A 17,073-nucleotide genomic window follows, 5' to 3' on the forward strand; every position below is an offset into this window, starting at 1 on the left:
AAATATAAAATCTAGGCCGGTAACCGAGTCCGAATGAATTCCAGGGCTTCGTCTGCGGCGGTCTCAAAGTTGCCAACTAGAGGCGACGGGTCCAGTTCAATAGCCCCTTCGGTCTTTTCTGTTGAAAGCCTCAGAGCCAAGGCGCAGTAAGTGTTGGGGTAGGGGACCCCTGCCACGGGGGCGTAGGTCTCTGGAATCTTTTCGTCGGCGAAGACAAAAATTCGTTCTTTTTCGGAACCCGATTCCAGTGCGGCGGCACAGTCCGTAAGTCCATGCCTGAAGGCGTCCCTTCCCGAAAAAACGGCTGAATAGCCAGCGGTGTTTTTTTCGAGAATGGTGGCATTGGCGATAGAAGCGTTGAATACAGATAAACTAAAATGTGCCGGAGATACGTTGCCGGTCTGTAAAAGAGTGTCTGAAATTTTCAGTTGTTGGGAGATTTCGCCATATTGGGAGGCGAAGGTCACCTTGCAGGGCGGTAAGTCCTTGGAGATGGCGTCATTTACGAACACCACCATCTTGGAAAGGAGGCTGAGCCTGCGCCGGGTGAGCATAGGCACGAATTTCACGTCGGGCTGAGGAGCCTCTTCACTCGGGACAAAAACCTTGAATTTTTTGATATAGATCATTTTGTCCTGAACCGCAGCAACGAATAGCTGTTGGGGCCAACGTTGTGGTGTGCTTCTTTCAGTTCAAAGCCTGCAATTTCAACGGCGTGTTTCAGTTCCTCGAAACGGTACATCTTGGAGTTGCCGTTGGCAATGCAGGTGAAGTAGAGGGACGTGGCCTGCAGGGAGTAGGCGGCCGCTTCGAAGCGTTGCTTGTCCCACAGGGGTTCCAGCACGTACACGTCCGTTTCTGCAGTGGCGGCGGTGCGGATTTTAGTCAAGATCTTGGTGATTTCTTCCAGGGAGAAACAGTCCAGGAACTGGCTCATCCACACGGCGTCGGCCCCCTTCGGGAACTCGGTGGTGTTGTCTAGCACGTTGCAGGGCACCATGTCGATACGGTTCTCGAATCCGGCGGCCTTGGCGTTCTTTTCGGCCACGGCGGTCTGGCCCGGCAGGTCGATGATGGAAACCTTTACATCGGGGTTGTACTTGCAGCAGGCAATGGCCCACTTGGCGGTATTCCCGCCGATGTCGAACAGGCGGCCCACGGGGTTGGAGAACACGATGGGGAGTGCTTCGGGGAAGGCAAGGTCGGAATAGAAATGGTCAAAGCCGAACCAGCTCTTTTTTTGCTGGTCGGTGAGCTGGGAAAGTCCCTGATAAACCGTGCTCCAGTTGCCCAGGTGCTTGAGTCCGGCGGGTTTTCCTTCGCGGATAGCTTCTTGCATATCTTCGGCGCCCAGGTAGCAGATGTCTTCGGAAAAGTCCATGTTCACCTGGGTCATTTCGTCCTTCATCAGGAAAAATCCAATCTTTCCGAGGGTGAGCCGCAGGTCGTCTTCTTTGGAATCCTTGTGGAGCTTGATGGCACCCATGCCGAGGCCCATTTCGATAAGAACGCCTACGCCGTAGAGGGAAATGCCCAGTTTCTTGGAAAGTTCCGAAACCGTAATGCCGTTCTTGCGGGCGTTACTGATTTCTTCCAGGATTCCCATGTCACGGAGGGCCTTGGCGGCATGGAAACTGAGGGGGGCGAAAGCGATTTTTTGAGCCTCGAACTTGGCGTCCACGGCGTTGATCTTGTCTTCGGTATAAAAGTCAAACATAGCGGGTCTCTTTATTTTGGGCCAAAATATAGTTTTTTTTGGAAAGGCTTTTTTACTTATTGGAAAATTTCTATATTTCCGCCGTAAAATGGAGATTCTATGTCAGATTTGAACCAGAAGATTAAAGAAGTGATTATCAAGTCCTTGGAACTTGAAGATATCACTCCGGAAGATATTTACGACGACGCGCCCCTTTTCGGGGAAGGCGACCGCAGCCTTGGGCTCGACAGTATCGACGCCCTGGAACTGGGGATTGCCATCAAGGAGAACTTCGGCGTTTCTTTCTCTACCGTGAACGAAGAGACCAAGAAGCACTTTGCCTCCGTCAACGCCCTGGCCGCCTACATTTCTGCCAACTCCCCTAGCTGATAAAGGACTGAACATGGAAAAACAGGAAATTTTCGACAGAATCAAGAACGCCCTGGTCGAGGAATTCGACATGGACGCCTCCAAGCTTGTTCCCGAGGCTAGGCTTTACGAAGATTTGGAATTGGACAGCATCGACGCCGTGGACCTGATCGTGAAGCTCAAGTCCATGCTGCCCCGCAATATCGACCCCGAAGTGTTCAAGGCCGTGCGCACCCTGCAAGACGTGGTGGACGCCATCTACGGCCTGATCCACGAAACGGAATCCAAGTAATGAAATCCGTGGCGGGAAAGGTCATCTTTGCCGCACTTTCGGTACTCTACCCGGCGCTGGTCTTTTGTGGACTGGTGTTTTGGGATATCTCGCCCCGACGTCTGAGCCTCTTGCTTATAGGCCTTGCCTTTGTGCTGTTTTTCAACACGACCCAGGGCCGCAGGAACGCATCTGTTGGGGCCGGCACGGTTCAGGGGAACGGTGCGGCCACAGCCGATGGGGCCGACACAGTTCAAGGGAACGGCGCATCTATAGCTGGTAGGGAAAGCGCGGCGAACAGCCTCAAGGACTACGCCCTGGTGGTGTTGATGCTCGCCTGCGGGGGCGTCTCGTTTTTTGCGGACAGCCTCTTGTTCCTGGAGTTTTACCCCGTGCTGGTGAGCCTCTCGCTCTTGGCCTTTTTCGGGATTTCCCTCTGGAAAAAGCCCAGCTTCGCTTTTCGCATGGCCTGCCTCGGCGACCGGCGTCTGCAGGCCTCGCCGGAGCGAGCTTTTGTGGAGCGGTACTGCGACCGGGTGACTCTCGCCTGGTGCTTTTTTTTCGTGTTCAACGCCGTGGTGGCGTCTTTTACAGTTTTTGTAGGCGATGAGAAAATCTGGTCGCTGTACAACGGCCTAATCTCCTATATTTTAATCGGTATATTTTTTGCCGTAGAATTCATGGTTCGTAAAATGATGCAGAAAAAGATGCATTCCTATATTCCCGTGTGTGAGCTTCAGCGGGATTCCCGCCCGTCCGGCATGGTGGTCTGCTTTGACGGTGACTCCGTACGCACCTGGGCCGACTTCACCGACGATGTTTCCAAGGTCCGGCGCTATCTGGAAGAGCGTGAAAACGCCCCCTGGATTTTGCACTGCGAGGATTCCTACTACTTTATGGTGGGCCTGCTGGCCATGCTCCAGGGAGGCCGCAAGGCGCTGGTGACGGCGAACCGGCAGGAGGCTTTTATCAAGGAAATCCAGAAGCCCGGCTATGGATTCTTGACGGATGAGCCTTTTGCGGGGGCTACCCTGATTCAGGATGTTTTGCAGAACACGGAATCCGACGGTCGCTGGAATACCTTCGACAAGGACAGCTCCCCCATGGTGATGTACACCTCCGGCACTACCGGCGAGCCCAAGATGGTCCCCAAGATGTTCTGCCAGTTCGAGAACGAACTTTTCGAGCTGGTGAAGGTCTTTGGCGACGACTGGGTGAACCGCAAGGTCTATAGCACGGTGAACCACCACCACATTTACGGCCTGCTGTTCACGGTGCTGCTCCCCACGGCTACGGGGCTGCCTTACCGCAGACACCGCATCGATTACCCCAGCGAACTGGCTAGCATTGCGGGGGAGGCGGCTGTGATTGCCTCCAGCCCGGCCTACCTGAAACGCCTCGCCGCCGATGCCGAAGGGCCCATAGCGTTCAAGACGACGCCCATCATCTATTCGTCGGGAGGCCCCCTGCCAGAGGAAGTGGCCCGCAAGTGCGAGGGCATTACGGGCTACTGGACCACCGAAATCTACGGCAGTACAGAAACAGGCGGAATCGCCTATCGCCAGTCCAAGAACGGCCCCATCTGGACGCCCTTCGAGGTCTGCAAGATGAGCATCGGCGAGAACGACTGCCTGAACGTGAAGTCCAGCTACATCCTGGAGCCCGAAGGTTTTACCACCGGTGATCTGGTGGAAATCTACGACGACGGACGGTTCCTGTTGAAGGGCCGTGCCGATTCCATCGTGAAAATTGAGGAGAAACGCATTTCCCTGCCGGAGGTGGAAAACCGCCTGAAGCAGACGGGCCTGGTGCAGGACGTGCGTGTGGTGCCTATGGTGGGTAAACGGCAGTACCTGGCCGCCGCCATCGTGCTGAATGCTGATGGGGTGGCGCGGTTCAAGGACCAGCCCAAGCTAGAGATAAACAATTTCTTCAAGGCTCACCTGAACCAGTTCCTGGAAAACACGGTGACGCCCAAGAAATGGCGCTACCTGGAAGAACTGCCCCAGGATACTCAAGGAAAAATCAAGATGCGCGATATCCAGGCCCTGTTCGGCCTCCCCGAATCCAAGAATTTCAGGATCCTGAAAATGCACAAGGAACCGGGCGCCCTTTCGCTCAAACTGGTGTTCCCTGCAGACAGCGACTTTTACGACGGGCACTTTCCGGCATTCAAGCTGTTGCCTGCCGTGGCCCAGGTGGACATGGTGGCCTTGCTGGCCCACGCCCTGCTGGATACGCCCCGGGCGGTACAGAGAATCCAGCGGACCAAGTTCAGCTACCCGGTGCTGCCCGATGTGCAGACCAATCTGGAGATGTCCTACAAGGCGGAGTCGAACAAGGTGCTGTTCACTTACACGAACGATGCAGGTCGTATGCTTTCTACGGGAACCTTAGTCATGCAGGCGGAAACATGAGAGAATTGGCCGACTTAAAATTTTGCGCTATCGTGCCCGTGTATAGGCACGAATCTACCACCCGCAAGGTGGCGGAAAGCCTTTCGGCCCAGGGACTTTCGGTTATTTTGGTAGATGACGGCAATGCTCCCGAGGGTCATGCCATCTTGGAGGCTGTGGCCAGTGAAGTGCCGAATACGGTGCTCGTGACCCGCGCCCAGAACGGTGGCAAGGGCGCGGCCGTGATATGCGGGCTTGAAAAGGCCCATGAACTGGGGTTTACTCACGCCCTGCAGATGGATGCCGACGGCCAGCACGACGCCGACGCTATCCCCTTCTTTTTGAAGGCCGCCCGCAAGCATCCGGAGGATTTGATTGCGGGGCTACCGCAGTACGACGGCAGCGTGCCCAAGTCGAGGGAACAGGGGCGGAAAATCACCAACTTCTGGGTGGCCATCGAGACGCTTTCGAAGGACATTCCCGATTCCATGTGTGGTTTCCGGATTTATCCGGTAAAGTCCACGATGCCTGTGGCAAAGAAAGTGACCAGCTACCGCATGGGTTTTGACATCGAGATTCTGGTCCGCCTTTCTTGGGCGGGAGTCAAGATGCGCTTTTACCCCATCAAGGTCACTTACCCCGAAGACGGTGTTTCGAATTTCAGGGTTTTCGGGAGCAATGTTGAAATTTCCTGGACCCACACCAAGCTCTGTGTGGGAATGCTCCTGCGCCTGCCCATGCTTTTGGCCCGCCGCTTGGCGAAAAAGAAATGAGTGCCGAAAATCAAAACTGGTTTGAACTGAAAGAAGTGGGCGGAAGCCTTTGGCATTTCCGCTTTATGCTGTGGATTACCTGCCACCTGCCGCTCCCGGTGGTGGAATTTCTGGTAGCCGTGGTGTGCTTTTTCTTTTGGCTTGGGGCGGCCCCTGTGCGGGCTCGATCCAAGGCCTACCTGAAACGGCTCTACGCCTTGCAGGGCCGGAACGTTCCGCCCTTTGCCACCTACAGGCACGTGCTTTCTTTTGCCCTTTCCATGATAGAAAAGCTCTTGGGCTGGCGGGGCGTGATTCCCCTTAAGAACGTGGAAACCCAGGGCGATGACCTGGACATGCTGGTGGAACAGCTGGACCGTGGGGAAGGTGCTTTTTTAATTTGTTCGCACCTAGGGAACATGGAAATGTTGCGCTCCCTCACGGGGTATGGCAAGATTCATACCCACAGGCAGTTTACGGTACACCCGGTGGTGGATTTTTCGGGAACATCCAAGTTCAATGCCCTCCTGTACGAGCTGAATCCGGACCTGATGAATACGGTGGTGGACGCCAACAAGATAGGCGTAGATAGCGCCGTAGGGATGAAGGACTGGATTGCTTCTGGCGACCTGGTGGTGATTGCCGGGGACCGCACCTCGGCCAACTCTACCGACCGCAATGTAGAGATGAAGTTCCTGGGGGAGACCGCCAATTTCCCGGAGGGGGCTTTTACCTTGGCGAGCATCTTGAATGCCCCGATTTATTTTGCCTTTGCTATCCGCAAGAAGGACTTTGATATCCGTTCTTCTTACGAGATGCATATCGTGCGGGCCAAGACTTCTTTTGACTGCAGCCGCAAGGAGCGCTTAGCCCGTGTGGCGGCTCTGGTACAAGAATACGTGGGAATGCTCGAAAAGCATTGCCTGCGTCACCCGTACCAGTGGTATAATTTCTATAATTTCTGGCACAAAAATTTTTAAAGGACTGTTGAAATGGACAAGGTCGTAATTGGAAGTGGAAAGCTCACTATCGAACAGGTGGTGGCCATCGCAAAACGCAAGGTTTCCGTAGAATTGGAGAGCTCTCCCGAGTTCCAGAAGAAAATCAACGCCGGTGCTGAATTCTTGGACGAGGCCCTGGCAAAGCACGGCGGCATTTACGGCGTAACCACGGGTTACGGCGATTCCTGCACCCAGGTGGTGCCGCCTGACCATTATTACGACCTGCCGGTGAACCTGACCCGTTTCCACGGCTGCGGTCTAGGTGCCTACTTTGACGAAGAGACTACCCGCGCCATCATGGCTGTGCGCCTGAACACGCTGGCTCAGGGCTTTTCCGGTGTGAGCTACGCCCTGCTGAAGATTATTATGGACTTTTTGCAGAACGACATTTTGCCGCTGATTCCGCAAGAAGGTTCTGTAGGGGCCAGTGGCGACCTGACGCCGCTTTCTTACCTGGCCGGGGCCGTCATTGGCGAGCGGGATGTGCTGTACAAGGGCGAACGCCGCCCGTCGATGGATGTGATGAAGGAACTGGGCATTACGCCCCACCGTTTCCGCCCCAAGGAAGCCATCGCCATCATGAACGGAACGGCTGTGATGAATGCCGTGGCCTGCATGGCCTTTAGCCGTGCCGAATACCTTTCTGACCTGAGCTGCCGCATTACGGCCATGAACACCATCGCCATGAAGGGTAACGCCTACCATTTCTACGAAAGGCTCTTTGCCGTAAAGCCCCATCCGGGCCTGGTGACCGCTGCCAAGAAGATGCGCGACGCCCTGAACCTGGAAGTGGAAAAGAACATTGTTCCCGAAAAGATTCAGGACCCTTATTCCCTGCGCTGCGCACCCCACGTGGTGGGCGTGTTCTACGATTCCGAACCTCTGCTTCGCCAGCTCATCGAAATCGAGATGAACAGCGCCAACGACAACCCCATCGTGGACCCTGAAACAAAGAACATTTTCCACGGCGGTCATTTCTACGGCGGTCATATCTGCCTTGCCATGGATACCCTCAAGAACATCGTGGCGAATCTGGCCGACCTTCTGGACCGCCAGCTAGCCACCATCGTGGATATCAAGTTCAACCGTAACTTGCCGCCTAACTTGTCCGGAAGTAACGGGGAATTCTCCATCAACCACGGTTTCAAGGCAGTGCAGATTGGCGTGTCGGCCTGGACGGCAGAAGCCCTCCACAATACCATGCCCATGAGCGTCTTTAGCCGCTCTACCGAATGCCACAACCAGGACAAGGTAAGCATGGGCACTATCGCTTCCCGCGACTGCATCCGGGTGATTGAGCTTACTGAACAGGTGGCTGCCGCCGTGCTTTTGGCCGCTTCTCAGGCCCTCCATTTCCGCCTGGAACGGGGCGAGGTGGATTCCAAGCGCCTGGATGGCGTGCGCAAGACTCTGGAACAGGTCTTTGAGCATTTCAAGCCCCTGACCTGCGACCGCCAGCTGGAAGGCGACCTGCGCAAGACTCTTGAACTGATTCGCGAAAAGCATTACGCGGTATAGCGGGGGCCCGCCATGGCACAGAAAAAACTGAAGGCGACGGTGGAATTCCAGGTGGAATTCTACGACGTGGATTCCATGAAGGTGGCCTGGCACGGCAATTACGTGAAGTACATGGAAATGGCCCGCTGTGCTTTGCTCACCAAGATCAAGTACGACTATTATGCCATGGAAAAGAGCGGTTTTGCCTGGCCCGTGGTAGATATGCACGTGCGTTACCTGCGCCCTATGGTCTTTATGCAGCGGATTCGCGCCGAGGTGACACTGGAAGAATATGAGGTGTGCCTCAAACTTTCGTACAAGTTTTTCGATGCCGAATCGGGCACGCTTCTTTGCAAGGCCGAAAGCATGCAGATGGCCGTGAACATGCAGACGCTGGAGTCCCTGATGGTGTGCCCGCCCTGCTTTGTGGACCAGGTCCGTGCGGCCCTGGAGGCGGAACCCTGATTTTGAAGATGGCCGGTAGTTTCAAATCCCCTGGCTGCAAGATGCGACACCTGTTGGGGCTGCTGGCGTGTGTTTTGCTGTTGGTTGGCTGCAGCCGCTCCAACGTAAAGCCCGGAACCGCCCCTGTGTATTATTCGGACTCCCGCTCCGTGGTGCTCCTCCCTACGACGGCCATGACCGAAAAGTTGGACATGCCCCAGCATCTGCGTGGGGAATTCACCCAGCAGGACGGTTCCCTGAAGTCCTTCGAGGGAGATTCCTGGGTCAGGGCCAACGATAGCGTTCTTTCCATTATGCTGTTTAGCGGGTTCGGTACTACCATTGCCGAAATTACCTATGGTAAGGATTCCCTGCATTTTGAAAGTTCCGTGATGGATGTGGAAAAGATGAAGGCGGAATATGTGCTTGCGGATTTCCAGGTGTGCTTTTATCCTTACGATGCTCTGAAAAAGAATTTTGAGGCGGCAGGTTTTGCTTTTGAAGAGGCCCGCGGGCCTGCACATGACTTTGTGCGGACATTGAAGGACGGAAATACTCTGGTACTTACCGCCCAGCGCAAGGGTAAAGAGATAACGCTGGTCAACAGCCTGCGCCATTACAGTTACCACATCACCTTGGGAGAGGAGCAATGAACCGTCCGCTTTATGTCAATGATTTCGGTCTTCACTGCATTTGGGGTGGTGACAAGGAAAACGTTTTTGAAAAGCTTACCCGCGGGGAACGGGGTGTTTTTACCATGCACGACGTGGCCGGAGTCATGCGGCCTGCGGCCACCATCGAGCCGGACATGCTTCCGCGGGTGGAGAATGCCGAATTTGACAACCGGGTGAATCGCCTGAGCCGTGCGGCCTTGGACCAGATGGACGATACCGTGCGGCATGCGGTGGAAAAGTTCGGCCCCGACAGGGTGGGCATTTTCATTGGCTCTTGCGACAATGGCTCCGAATCGTCCCTTGCGGCCCTCAAGTGCTTCAAGGAAACGGGCAAGTTTCCCGAGGGCTACAAGCTGGAATACCAGTGTGCAGAATTTCCGGCCCGCTACATTGCGGAACGTTTCGGCATCACGGGAATGTGCCAGGTCCATTCTACGGCCTGTGCGTCAAGTGCCAGCGCTTTTGTGTCGGCCCGGAACAACATTTACGCTGGCACTTGCGACGCCGCCATCGTTGGCGGCGTGGACATTGCTTCCCTTTCTGTGATTCTCGGCTTTGCCTCCTTGGAAGCAATGTCCGACAGGCCCACCAATCCTTTCAGCGCGAACCGTTCGGGCCTGACTCTGGGCGATGCTGCGGCCTACTTCGTGGTGACTCGGGAAAGCTGCCCGGACCTGTGCCGCCCCGGCTACGAAGGCTTGCAAGTGCTGGGCTTTGGCGAAAGTGCCGACGCCGACCACATTACCGCTCCCCGTGCCGACGGGGAAGGGGCATACCTTGCCATGTCTGCTGCTCTTGCCGATGCGGGCCTGGACGCCTCCGACATCGGCTACATCAACCTTCACGGTACAGGCACCAAGCTGAACGACGCCATGGAATCCCGTGCGGTAAACCGAATTTTTGGCGAAAATGTTCCTGCAAGTTCCACCAAGGCCATTACGGGCCATACCCTCGGGGCGGCAGGCGCCCTGGAGGCCGCCTTCTGCTGCCTGGCCTTGACTCACGACGGGGCGCTGCCCGCTCACCTGTACGACAGCGTCATGGACCCGGAACTTCCGGCGCTGAACCTGGTGAAGCCCGGCAAAACGGTTCCTGGCCTGCGTTACTGCATCAGCAATTCCTTTGCCTTTGGCGGTTGTAATGTATCTTTAGTCTTGGGGAAAAAGTAAGATGGACAAGATGGAATTCAAGACCCGCGACGAAATTTCCACCCTGGTACCTCACAAGGGCAAGATGCTCCTGCTGGACCGTATCCAGAGTTTTGACCTGCAAGAAATCACCATCACGACCCAGGTGGACATTTCCGCAGACTGCATATTCTACAGCGAAGAGCTGGGCGGTGTTCCCTCTTATGTGGCTTTTGAATACATGGCCCAGAGCATTTCCGCCCTTTCGGGAATCCACGGACGTTCTTGCGGCAAGAGTCCCAAGGAAGGCTTTATCATGAGCGTGTCCAACTGCAAGGCCGAACTGACGGCGTTCAAGCCCGGCGACGTGGTGGAAATCTGCGTCAAGCAGACTATGCGCATGGACATGGCGGTCACTTTCGACGGTATTGCGACCGTAGGCGGCAAGCAGGTGCTGTCGGCTACCCTCAGCACCGTCGAGGTGGAAGACGCCAAGTCGATAATTGATTCTAAAGACTAACATTTAAGATTTATATTTTATCTGTATGAAAATGCGATTTGAAAAGAAAGTCTGGCTAAGCAGCCCCACCATGCACGGCGAAGAAATCAAGTATGTGACCGAAGCGTACGAAACCAACTGGATGAGCACCGTGGGTGCGAACATCAACGAGGTGGAACTCCTCGCTGCCGAAAAGGTGGGCTGCAAGTATGCCGTGGCGCTCTCCGCCGGTACGGCCGCACTGCACCTGTGCACAAAGCTTGCGGGTGAGGCCCTTTACGGAATGCCCAAGGTGGGCGAGGGGAGCCTGCGCGGCCACAGGGTGTTCTGCAGCGACATGACTTTCGACGCGACGGTGAACCCCATCGCCTACGAGAACGGCGAGGCCGTTTTCATCGACACCGAGTACGATACCTGGAACATGGACCCGATGGCGCTCGAAAAGGCGTTCGAGATTTACCCCGAAGTGCGACTGGTGGTGCTAGTTCATTTGTACGGAACGCCCGGCAAGGTGGACGAAATCCGCGCGATTTGCGCCCGCCACAATGCCCTCCTTATCGAAGACGCCGCCGAAAGCTTCGGTGCCAGCTACAAGGGTGTACAGACCGGCAAGTTCGGCGACTACAGCGCCATCAGTTTTAACGGCAACAAGATCATTACCGGTTCTAGCGGCGGCATGTTCCTGACTGATAGCAAGGACGACGCCGAGAAGGTGCGCAAGTGGAGCACCCAGAGCCGCGAGGCGGCCGCCTGGTACCAGCACGAAGAGGTTGGCTACAACTACCGCATGAGCAATGTCATCGCCGGCGTGGTCCGCGGCCAGATGCCTTATTTGGAAGAACATATCGCCCAGAAAAAGGCAATCTACATGCGCTACAAGGAGGGCCTGAAGGGCCTCCCGGTGCAGGTGAACCCCTACGACGCCGCCAACAGCGAACCGAACTTCTGGCTCAGCTGCCTGATTATCGATAAAGAAGCCATGTGCAAGCAGGTCCGCGGCGAAACCGACGCCCTGTACATCCACGAGGTGGGCAAGAGCTGCCCCACGGAAATTCTGGAACGCATTGCCGCCATGAACGCCGAAGGTCGCCCCATCTGGAAACCCATGCACATGCAGCCCATGTACATGAACCACGCCTTTATCACCGCGCAGGGTAACGGCCGTGCCCGCACCAACGCCTACATCGCGGGCGGCATCACCGACGTGGGCGCCGACATCTTTGCCCGCGGGCTCTGCCTCCCCAGCGACAACAAGATGACCCCCGAACAGCAGGATGCTATCATCCAGGCTATCCGCGAGTGTTTTTAACATAAATCATCGATGGTTGAATCTTGCCTGAACGGGCAAAAAAGTCTTGATTGTAAAGAAAGACCTATTGCTTTTTTGTGCAGTTTTATGTATATTAGTGCTCGTAAGAGCAACTATACAAAAAGGCAATTATGGATGTTCGTGAAAAATTGCGGATTCTATCGGCGGCAGCCAAGTACGACGTATCCTGCTCCTCTAGCGGGTCCAGCCGCTGTGCGCCTCCTGGCGGGCTGGGTGACGCCTGCAGTGCCGGCATTTGCCACACCTGGGCCGCCGACGGGCGTTGCGTCTCACTTTTGAAGGTATTGCTCAGCAACGCCTGCAAGTACGACTGTGCCTATTGCGTGAACCGCCGGAGCAACGACGTTCCCCGGGCCACCTTTACGCCTAAAGAGCTTATCCAGCTGACCATAGAGTTTTATCGCCGGAACTATATCGAGGGCCTGTTCCTGAGCTCTGCAGTGATTAAAGATCCGGACTATACCATGGAACTTCTGGTGAAAATCGCCCGGGAGCTCCGGACAGTGCACCGCTTTGGTGGATACATCCACCTGAAGGCAATCCCGGGGGCTAGCGCCCGTCTCTTGTACGAGGCGGGTCTATATGCCGACCGGAGCAGCGTGAATATTGAGGTTCCTTCTGACAAGTCCCTGCAGTACCTCGCTCCCGAGAAGAACTTTGCCTCAGTATATGCGCCCATGAACTTCTTTGCTGAACGCAAACTGGAATACAAGGCTTCCGTAAGCCGTTACACTCCGAGTTTCTTGCCGGCGGGTCAGAGCACCCAGATGATCGTGGGGGCGTCGGGGGAGTCGGACTACCAGATTCTTTCCCTGACCTCGGGCTTTTACAACAAGCAAAAACTCAAGCGGGTCTACTATTCGGGCTATGTCCCTATCAATGCAGACAAGCGCCTGCCGGTGCTTACCACCAAGCCTCCTCTGGTTCGGGAACATCGGCTTTATCAGGCGGATTGGCTTATGCGGTTTTACAAGTTCCGCTATGACGAGATTCTGGACGAGGCCCATCCGAACCTGGACCTGGAGCTGGATCCGAAAATCGGCTGGGCGTTGCGCCATCCGGAAATGTTCCCGGTGGACATTCAGCATGCCGATTACGAGATGATTTTGCGCGTCCCGGGAATCGGCGTCAAGTCGGCCCAGCTTATCGTTTCGGGCCGTCGCTTTGCCAAAATCCGGCTGGAACAGCTGAAAAAGATGGGGGTGGTCCTTAAGCGGGCCAAGTACTTCATCTACCATCCGGACACTCCCGCAAGCCTGCGCAGGCTTTACCCCGAGATGGTGCGGCCCCTGCTCCTTCCGCGGCCCAAGTCCGGCCAGCTGGACTTGTTCAGCAACACCCCGCTGGCCCTGCCTGCATAAGGCGCGACTATGATTCCGGCAAGAAGGGGTGGTGAGCTACGCAGTGCGAACCAGGGGAAGGCTTTCCCCTAACCCCTAAATCCTAGATCCTAGATCCTAAAAAGTTTTCAGTCCTCAGTATATATTTGGCGCCAAAGGCGCGACTATAAGAACTCACAACTCATAACTGACAACTCATTACTAATCCCACACCCCACACCTCACACCGCCTATGTCCCTCTCCATCCAATACGATTCTACATTCGAAGGCTTTCTCAGTGCAGTCTTCGAGATTTACCGCCAGCATCTCGAAGTGGGCGAAATCCGTCCGGATCGCTCTACGGCTCCGGCGGATATGTTCCTGCAGCCTTTCCATATCGAGACCAGCGAGGAGTCGGCGGCCCGCCTCCATCGCGCCATCGTAAACTTTGCAAGCGAAGAGGTTTATAACCTGCTTCATGCGGCTTTTTTGTCCGAAGAGGAGGGGGTCGAAATGAAGATTTTCGCCTTCTTGAAAAAGCTGTTTTCAGGAGCTGATCCAAGTTACGGCCAAAATCCAGCTTCGGCGGAAATGCTCCCGCTTTACAAGCTGGGCCAGTCCGTGCGTAGGGAAGCGGGGGGAATGCTTGGCCTGGTCCGTTTTGCCGTAGGGCCCGATAACATGCTCTGTGCCGAAATTGAACCGAAATACGACATCTTGACCCTTATGGAAACTCATTTCTCCAAGCGTTTCGCCAATGAAAAATGGCTGATTTACGATTCCAAGCGGGACTACGGCCTGTTTCACGACCGGACGGGGTGTCAAGTGGTGACGTTACCGGGCTACAAGTCTGGCGCCATGGACCTGAAAGATTCTTTTACCGACCTGTGGAGGGAATTCTACAAGTCCATCGCCATCAAGGAACGGGAGAACCCCAAGCTTTTGAGGCGTTGCCTGCCGGTCCGATACTGGAACCACCTGCCGGAGCGCTCCATAGCAACGGCGGTTACGTAGTGCTCGACCATGTGACCCGCCTGACTTTGCGGTTTTTCGCCGTCTAGGTTGATTTCTTTTTACGAAACTTCGAAAAAATCCTGGCCTTTTTCTTTTTCCAGATTATATATTTTATGTAAGAAATGATAACTGGAGTGTTCCAATGGTAAAAACGGCTGCGAAACCGGGATTTTTTGTTCAGGACAGGTACCTTTACAGCAAGGACAACGAGAAGGTCATCCTTCGCGGGGTGAACCACATGTTCATCTGGACCGACCGGGAAGGCAAGACCATTCCCGAAATCGCAAAGACCGGGGCCAACTGTGTCCGTATCGTCTGGAATACCCGCGGTCGTATCAGCGACCTGGACAACATCATGGGGCTATGCATAGCCAACGGCATGATTCCCATTCCCGAGATTCACGATACCACGGGTAACTGGGACCGTCTTCCGGATGCTCTGGACTACTGGCTTCGTGAAGAAACCCTGCAGGTGCTTTCCAACCATCAGGAATACATGATTCTGAATGTGGGCAACGAGCCCGGCGCCGGAGAGATTCCCGAAAGCGAATTTTTTGACGTGTACCGCATGATTGTGACCAAGATGCGTGCCGCCGGAATCCGCGTGCCCATCATGATTGATGCCGACATGTGGGGTCAAGACGAAAAGATTCTGCTTTCCGTGGGTCCGAAACTTTTGCAGGCGGATCCGGAACACAACCTGATTTTTTCTATCCACATGTGGTGGCCCAGCGAAAAGCACGACCCCGCCCGTACGGGTTTTGCAACCGTTCAGGAGCGCATTACCGCGACCCTTGAAAAATCCGTGGAACTGAAACTGCCCTTTGTGGTGGGCGAGTTTGCTCCGGTGGCTGCCGGTGGTGCAAAAGAAATCCCCTATAAGCATATCATGGCCGAGGCGGAACGCCTGAACATTGGTTGGATGGCCTGGAGCTGGGGTCCCGGAAATTACGACAGTCCCGAAATGGACATGACCGCCCATAGTTCCTTCAATACGCTTGTGGGCTGGGGCAAGGAAGTGGCGGTGGATAGCCCTCTCGGTATCCAGAACACCAGCGTGATTCCGAATTTTATCCAGAACAAGGACTACGTCACCGGGTTCCAGGGAACAGGAACAAACCTTATCCAGAATGGCGATTTTTCTGACGAGAATCCGCTGGAAAACTGGGTCACCGATTTCTGGGGTGGCAAGGCCGACGTCAAGGTCGAAGACGGTGTGGTCCATTTCAACATCACCAAGGGCGGCAAGGAAACCTGGGGCCTGCAGTTCAAGCAGCACCTGCCTCTTCGGAACGGTGTCACCTACATTTTCAGTATGCGCGCCAAGGCGGACAAACCCCGCACCTTGAACGTGAACATTAAGAAAGATGCCGAAATTTACACGCCCTATGCTAACGGCCGTATCCTGGACTTGAGCACCAGCTGGCAGAGTTTCAGCTGGAAGTTCACCATGAAAGAGGATTCCGATGCTGAAGCCCTGCTGATTTTTGATATGGGCGGCACTCCGATTTCTTGGTCTCTGGCCGACATCTCCTTGGTGCAGGCCAGAAGTGTGGCCGACCGCCTGAATCGAACCTTCCAGCGCAATGTGCAGAAGAATTCCGGCTATTTCAACGCCCCTAATGGTCCGTGGCAGCTTTTGCTATACTCTGCCAAGGGCGAACTCTTGCAGGTCCTGGACGAAGGCAAGGGTGGCGAAGGAATGCGCTCTTACCCGAAGCTGGAACAGAGCGGCATTATGGTGGTCAAGGACAAGCTTAGTTAGCGGAACTCAGGTCCAGAACGTCTTTCAGGAATGCCGTAACTTTGTTCAGGTAACCGCCGGCGATTTTTGGAATGTGCCGGTGAGAGTAGACGTATCTACCGAGCAGTTGTGACTTGGAAAAGAATCCCAGTTCGCGAGAATCCGGGGCGTGTTTCAGTTTTTCACTGATGATGAAATAATAGTCGTCTTGTGCGACGATTTTTTCAATACGGCTGGAGTCTGTCTTGTTGTAGAATTCCCGCTTGATTTTTACAGGAGTGCTTCCGATTTCCCGCTGGAAAACTTGCAGTTCCATTAAGTAACGGTCTTGCCAGGGGAGAAGGTCCACCTCTTTAAGGCTGACTTGACGGTTCCCGAGTTTCAGGGCCCCCAGCATGTCCAGGGGAAGTTCCCGCTCGCCCTGCCAAAGGGATGTCTTGATGTAGAAGGGAATGCCTTGCTCCATCATGATGTTGATGGCGTAATCCTGTTCCACATCGTTCAGCTTGCTCATGTAAAGGGTATCGCCCTTCTTGGGAACATCTATCTTCCGCGTTTCGATGAACACCTCTTCGTCTTCAAGCTGCTTGGTCTTGTTCTTGACGCGGACTTTACCGTTATTGTAGAACTTGATCTTGTCGCCCGGCATGGCCAGCACTCTGCGGACCAAAGTTTCCCTGTTCTTTTGGCGGGCCCAGACGATGTCGCCTACTTTTAGTTCATCGATGCAGCGGGGGAGCTTGCATATCCAGACCACGTCGTCTTCTTTGAACTTGGGGTACATGGCGGAGTCACTGAGCCTTAAGGGCTCCAGCACGTAAAACCTGCCGTACAGGGCCGCAGCGAAAAACAGCACCAGCAGAAACACCAAGAAGAAGATGAATGTCTTGGAATTCCGTAGCTGACGCTTGTTGACGATGTGCCTGAGAGAAGCCATAC

17 protein-coding genes are annotated in these 17,073 nt (G+C 54.9%); 14 read left to right on the forward strand and 3 right to left on the reverse strand.

Annotated elements, in window-relative coordinates:
• Positions 1 to 11: 11 nt before the first annotated feature.
• Positions 12 to 629, reverse strand: a complete 618-nt coding sequence (locus IKB43_10930; GenBank protein ID MBR2470640.1) for a beta-ketoacyl synthase chain length factor — start codon at positions 627 to 629, stop codon at positions 12 to 14.
• Positions 626 to 1,717, reverse strand: coding sequence for a class I SAM-dependent methyltransferase (locus IKB43_10935; GenBank protein ID MBR2470641.1), 1,092 nt, complete (start codon positions 1,715 to 1,717; stop codon positions 626 to 628). Before IKB43_10935 ends, IKB43_10930 begins: the two co-directional genes overlap by 4 nt.
• Before the next feature lie 99 nt (positions 1,718 to 1,816).
• Here IKB43_10935 and IKB43_10940 point away from each other — a divergent pair, with 99 nt between their 5' ends.
• The 14 genes from IKB43_10940 (at position 1,817) to IKB43_11005 (ending at position 16,155) form a co-directional block, all read left to right on the forward strand.
• Positions 1,817 to 2,086 (forward strand): acyl carrier protein, encoded by a 270-nt coding sequence (locus IKB43_10940; GenBank protein MBR2470642.1) that lies wholly within the window; start codon positions 1,817 to 1,819, stop codon positions 2,084 to 2,086.
• Between the two features lie 13 nt (positions 2,087 to 2,099).
• Positions 2,100 to 2,357, forward strand: coding sequence for an acyl carrier protein (locus IKB43_10945; protein MBR2470643.1), 258 nt, complete (start codon positions 2,100 to 2,102; stop codon positions 2,355 to 2,357).
• Positions 2,357 to 4,753, forward strand: a complete 2,397-nt coding sequence (locus IKB43_10950) for an AMP-binding protein (protein MBR2470644.1) — start codon at positions 2,357 to 2,359, stop codon at positions 4,751 to 4,753. The genes IKB43_10945 and IKB43_10950 overlap by 1 nt, the downstream gene beginning before the upstream one ends.
• A complete protein-coding gene (locus tag IKB43_10955) occupies positions 4,750 to 5,505 on the forward strand; it encodes a glycosyltransferase family 2 protein (GenBank protein ID MBR2470645.1) in 756 nt (251 codons plus the stop codon). Before IKB43_10950 ends, IKB43_10955 begins: the two co-directional genes overlap by 4 nt.
• Positions 5,502 to 6,464 carry a lipid A biosynthesis acyltransferase gene (locus tag IKB43_10960; GenBank protein ID MBR2470646.1) on the forward strand — a complete coding sequence of 321 codons (963 nt, stop codon included), beginning with the start codon at positions 5,502 to 5,504 and terminating at the stop codon, positions 6,462 to 6,464. The genes IKB43_10955 and IKB43_10960 overlap by 4 nt, the downstream gene beginning before the upstream one ends.
• A gap of 12 nt (positions 6,465 to 6,476) precedes the next feature.
• Positions 6,477 to 8,003: an aromatic amino acid lyase gene (locus tag IKB43_10965; protein MBR2470647.1), complete on the forward strand. Its 1,527-nt coding sequence runs from the start codon at positions 6,477 to 6,479 to the stop codon at positions 8,001 to 8,003.
• A 12-nt stretch (positions 8,004 to 8,015) separates the two neighbouring features.
• On the forward strand, positions 8,016 to 8,447 hold the full coding sequence (locus tag IKB43_10970) for an acyl-CoA thioesterase (GenBank protein ID MBR2470648.1): 432 nt from the start codon (positions 8,016 to 8,018) through the stop codon (positions 8,445 to 8,447).
• Positions 8,393 to 9,079: a DUF3261 domain-containing protein gene (locus IKB43_10975; protein MBR2470649.1), complete on the forward strand. Its 687-nt coding sequence runs from the start codon at positions 8,393 to 8,395 to the stop codon at positions 9,077 to 9,079. The genes IKB43_10970 and IKB43_10975 overlap by 55 nt, the downstream gene beginning before the upstream one ends.
• A complete protein-coding gene (locus IKB43_10980; protein MBR2470650.1) occupies positions 9,076 to 10,269 on the forward strand; it encodes a beta-ketoacyl synthase in 1,194 nt (397 codons plus the stop codon). Before IKB43_10975 ends, IKB43_10980 begins: the two co-directional genes overlap by 4 nt.
• 1 nt (position 10,270) lies before the next feature.
• Positions 10,271 to 10,747 (forward strand): thioester dehydrase, encoded by a 477-nt coding sequence (locus tag IKB43_10985; protein MBR2470651.1) that lies wholly within the window; start codon positions 10,271 to 10,273, stop codon positions 10,745 to 10,747.
• Between the two features lie 31 nt (positions 10,748 to 10,778).
• A complete protein-coding gene (locus tag IKB43_10990) occupies positions 10,779 to 12,035 on the forward strand; it encodes a DegT/DnrJ/EryC1/StrS family aminotransferase (protein MBR2470652.1) in 1,257 nt (418 codons plus the stop codon).
• Positions 12,036 to 12,166: 131 nt separating this feature from the next.
• A complete protein-coding gene (locus IKB43_10995) occupies positions 12,167 to 13,417 on the forward strand; it encodes a putative DNA modification/repair radical SAM protein (protein MBR2470653.1) in 1,251 nt (416 codons plus the stop codon).
• Between the two features lie 211 nt (positions 13,418 to 13,628).
• Positions 13,629 to 14,390 carry a TIGR03915 family putative DNA repair protein gene (locus IKB43_11000; GenBank protein MBR2470654.1) on the forward strand — a complete coding sequence of 254 codons (762 nt, stop codon included), beginning with the start codon at positions 13,629 to 13,631 and terminating at the stop codon, positions 14,388 to 14,390.
• A gap of 142 nt (positions 14,391 to 14,532) precedes the next feature.
• Positions 14,533 to 16,155 (forward strand): carbohydrate binding domain-containing protein, encoded by a 1,623-nt coding sequence (locus tag IKB43_11005; GenBank protein ID MBR2470655.1) that lies wholly within the window; start codon positions 14,533 to 14,535, stop codon positions 16,153 to 16,155.
• On the opposite strand, the gene lepB is transcribed toward IKB43_11005, so the two are convergent.
• Positions 16,148 to 17,071, reverse strand: coding sequence for a signal peptidase I (gene lepB, locus IKB43_11010; protein ID MBR2470656.1), 924 nt, complete (start codon positions 17,069 to 17,071; stop codon positions 16,148 to 16,150). The genes IKB43_11005 and lepB overlap by 8 nt on opposite strands.
• Positions 17,072 to 17,073 lie beyond the last annotated feature (2 nt).

Source organism: Fibrobacter sp. (assembly GCA_017503015.1).
Classification (GTDB): domain Bacteria; phylum Fibrobacterota; class Fibrobacteria; order Fibrobacterales; family Fibrobacteraceae; genus Fibrobacter.

What these genes read in the sequence shown, in the direction of transcription:
- IKB43_10930 (MBR2470640.1), bottom strand. Translation starts at nt 629, where the DNA reads ATGATCTATATCAAAAAATTCAAGGTTTTTGTCCCGAGTGAAGAGGCT.
- IKB43_10935 (MBR2470641.1), bottom strand. Translation starts at nt 1,717, where the DNA reads ATGTTTGACTTTTATACCGAAGACAAGATCAACGCCGTGGACGCCAAG.
- IKB43_10940 (MBR2470642.1), top strand. Translation starts at nt 1,817, where the DNA reads ATGTCAGATTTGAACCAGAAGATTAAAGAAGTGATTATCAAGTCCTTG.
- IKB43_10945 (MBR2470643.1), top strand. Translation starts at nt 2,100, where the DNA reads ATGGAAAAACAGGAAATTTTCGACAGAATCAAGAACGCCCTGGTCGAG.
- IKB43_10950 (MBR2470644.1), top strand. Translation starts at nt 2,357, where the DNA reads ATGAAATCCGTGGCGGGAAAGGTCATCTTTGCCGCACTTTCGGTACTC.
- IKB43_10955 (MBR2470645.1), top strand. Translation starts at nt 4,750, where the DNA reads ATGAGAGAATTGGCCGACTTAAAATTTTGCGCTATCGTGCCCGTGTAT.
- IKB43_10960 (MBR2470646.1), top strand. Translation starts at nt 5,502, where the DNA reads ATGAGTGCCGAAAATCAAAACTGGTTTGAACTGAAAGAAGTGGGCGGA.
- IKB43_10965 (MBR2470647.1), top strand. Translation starts at nt 6,477, where the DNA reads ATGGACAAGGTCGTAATTGGAAGTGGAAAGCTCACTATCGAACAGGTG.
- IKB43_10970 (MBR2470648.1), top strand. Translation starts at nt 8,016, where the DNA reads ATGGCACAGAAAAAACTGAAGGCGACGGTGGAATTCCAGGTGGAATTC.
- IKB43_10980 (MBR2470650.1), top strand. Translation starts at nt 9,076, where the DNA reads ATGAACCGTCCGCTTTATGTCAATGATTTCGGTCTTCACTGCATTTGG.
- IKB43_10985 (MBR2470651.1), top strand. Translation starts at nt 10,271, where the DNA reads ATGGACAAGATGGAATTCAAGACCCGCGACGAAATTTCCACCCTGGTA.
- IKB43_10990 (MBR2470652.1), top strand. Translation starts at nt 10,779, where the DNA reads ATGCGATTTGAAAAGAAAGTCTGGCTAAGCAGCCCCACCATGCACGGC.
- IKB43_10995 (MBR2470653.1), top strand. Translation starts at nt 12,167, where the DNA reads ATGGATGTTCGTGAAAAATTGCGGATTCTATCGGCGGCAGCCAAGTAC.
- IKB43_11000 (MBR2470654.1), top strand. Translation starts at nt 13,629, where the DNA reads ATGTCCCTCTCCATCCAATACGATTCTACATTCGAAGGCTTTCTCAGT.
- IKB43_11005 (MBR2470655.1), top strand. Translation starts at nt 14,533, where the DNA reads ATGGTAAAAACGGCTGCGAAACCGGGATTTTTTGTTCAGGACAGGTAC.
- lepB (MBR2470656.1), bottom strand. Translation starts at nt 17,071, where the DNA reads ATGGCTTCTCTCAGGCACATCGTCAACAAGCGTCAGCTACGGAATTCC.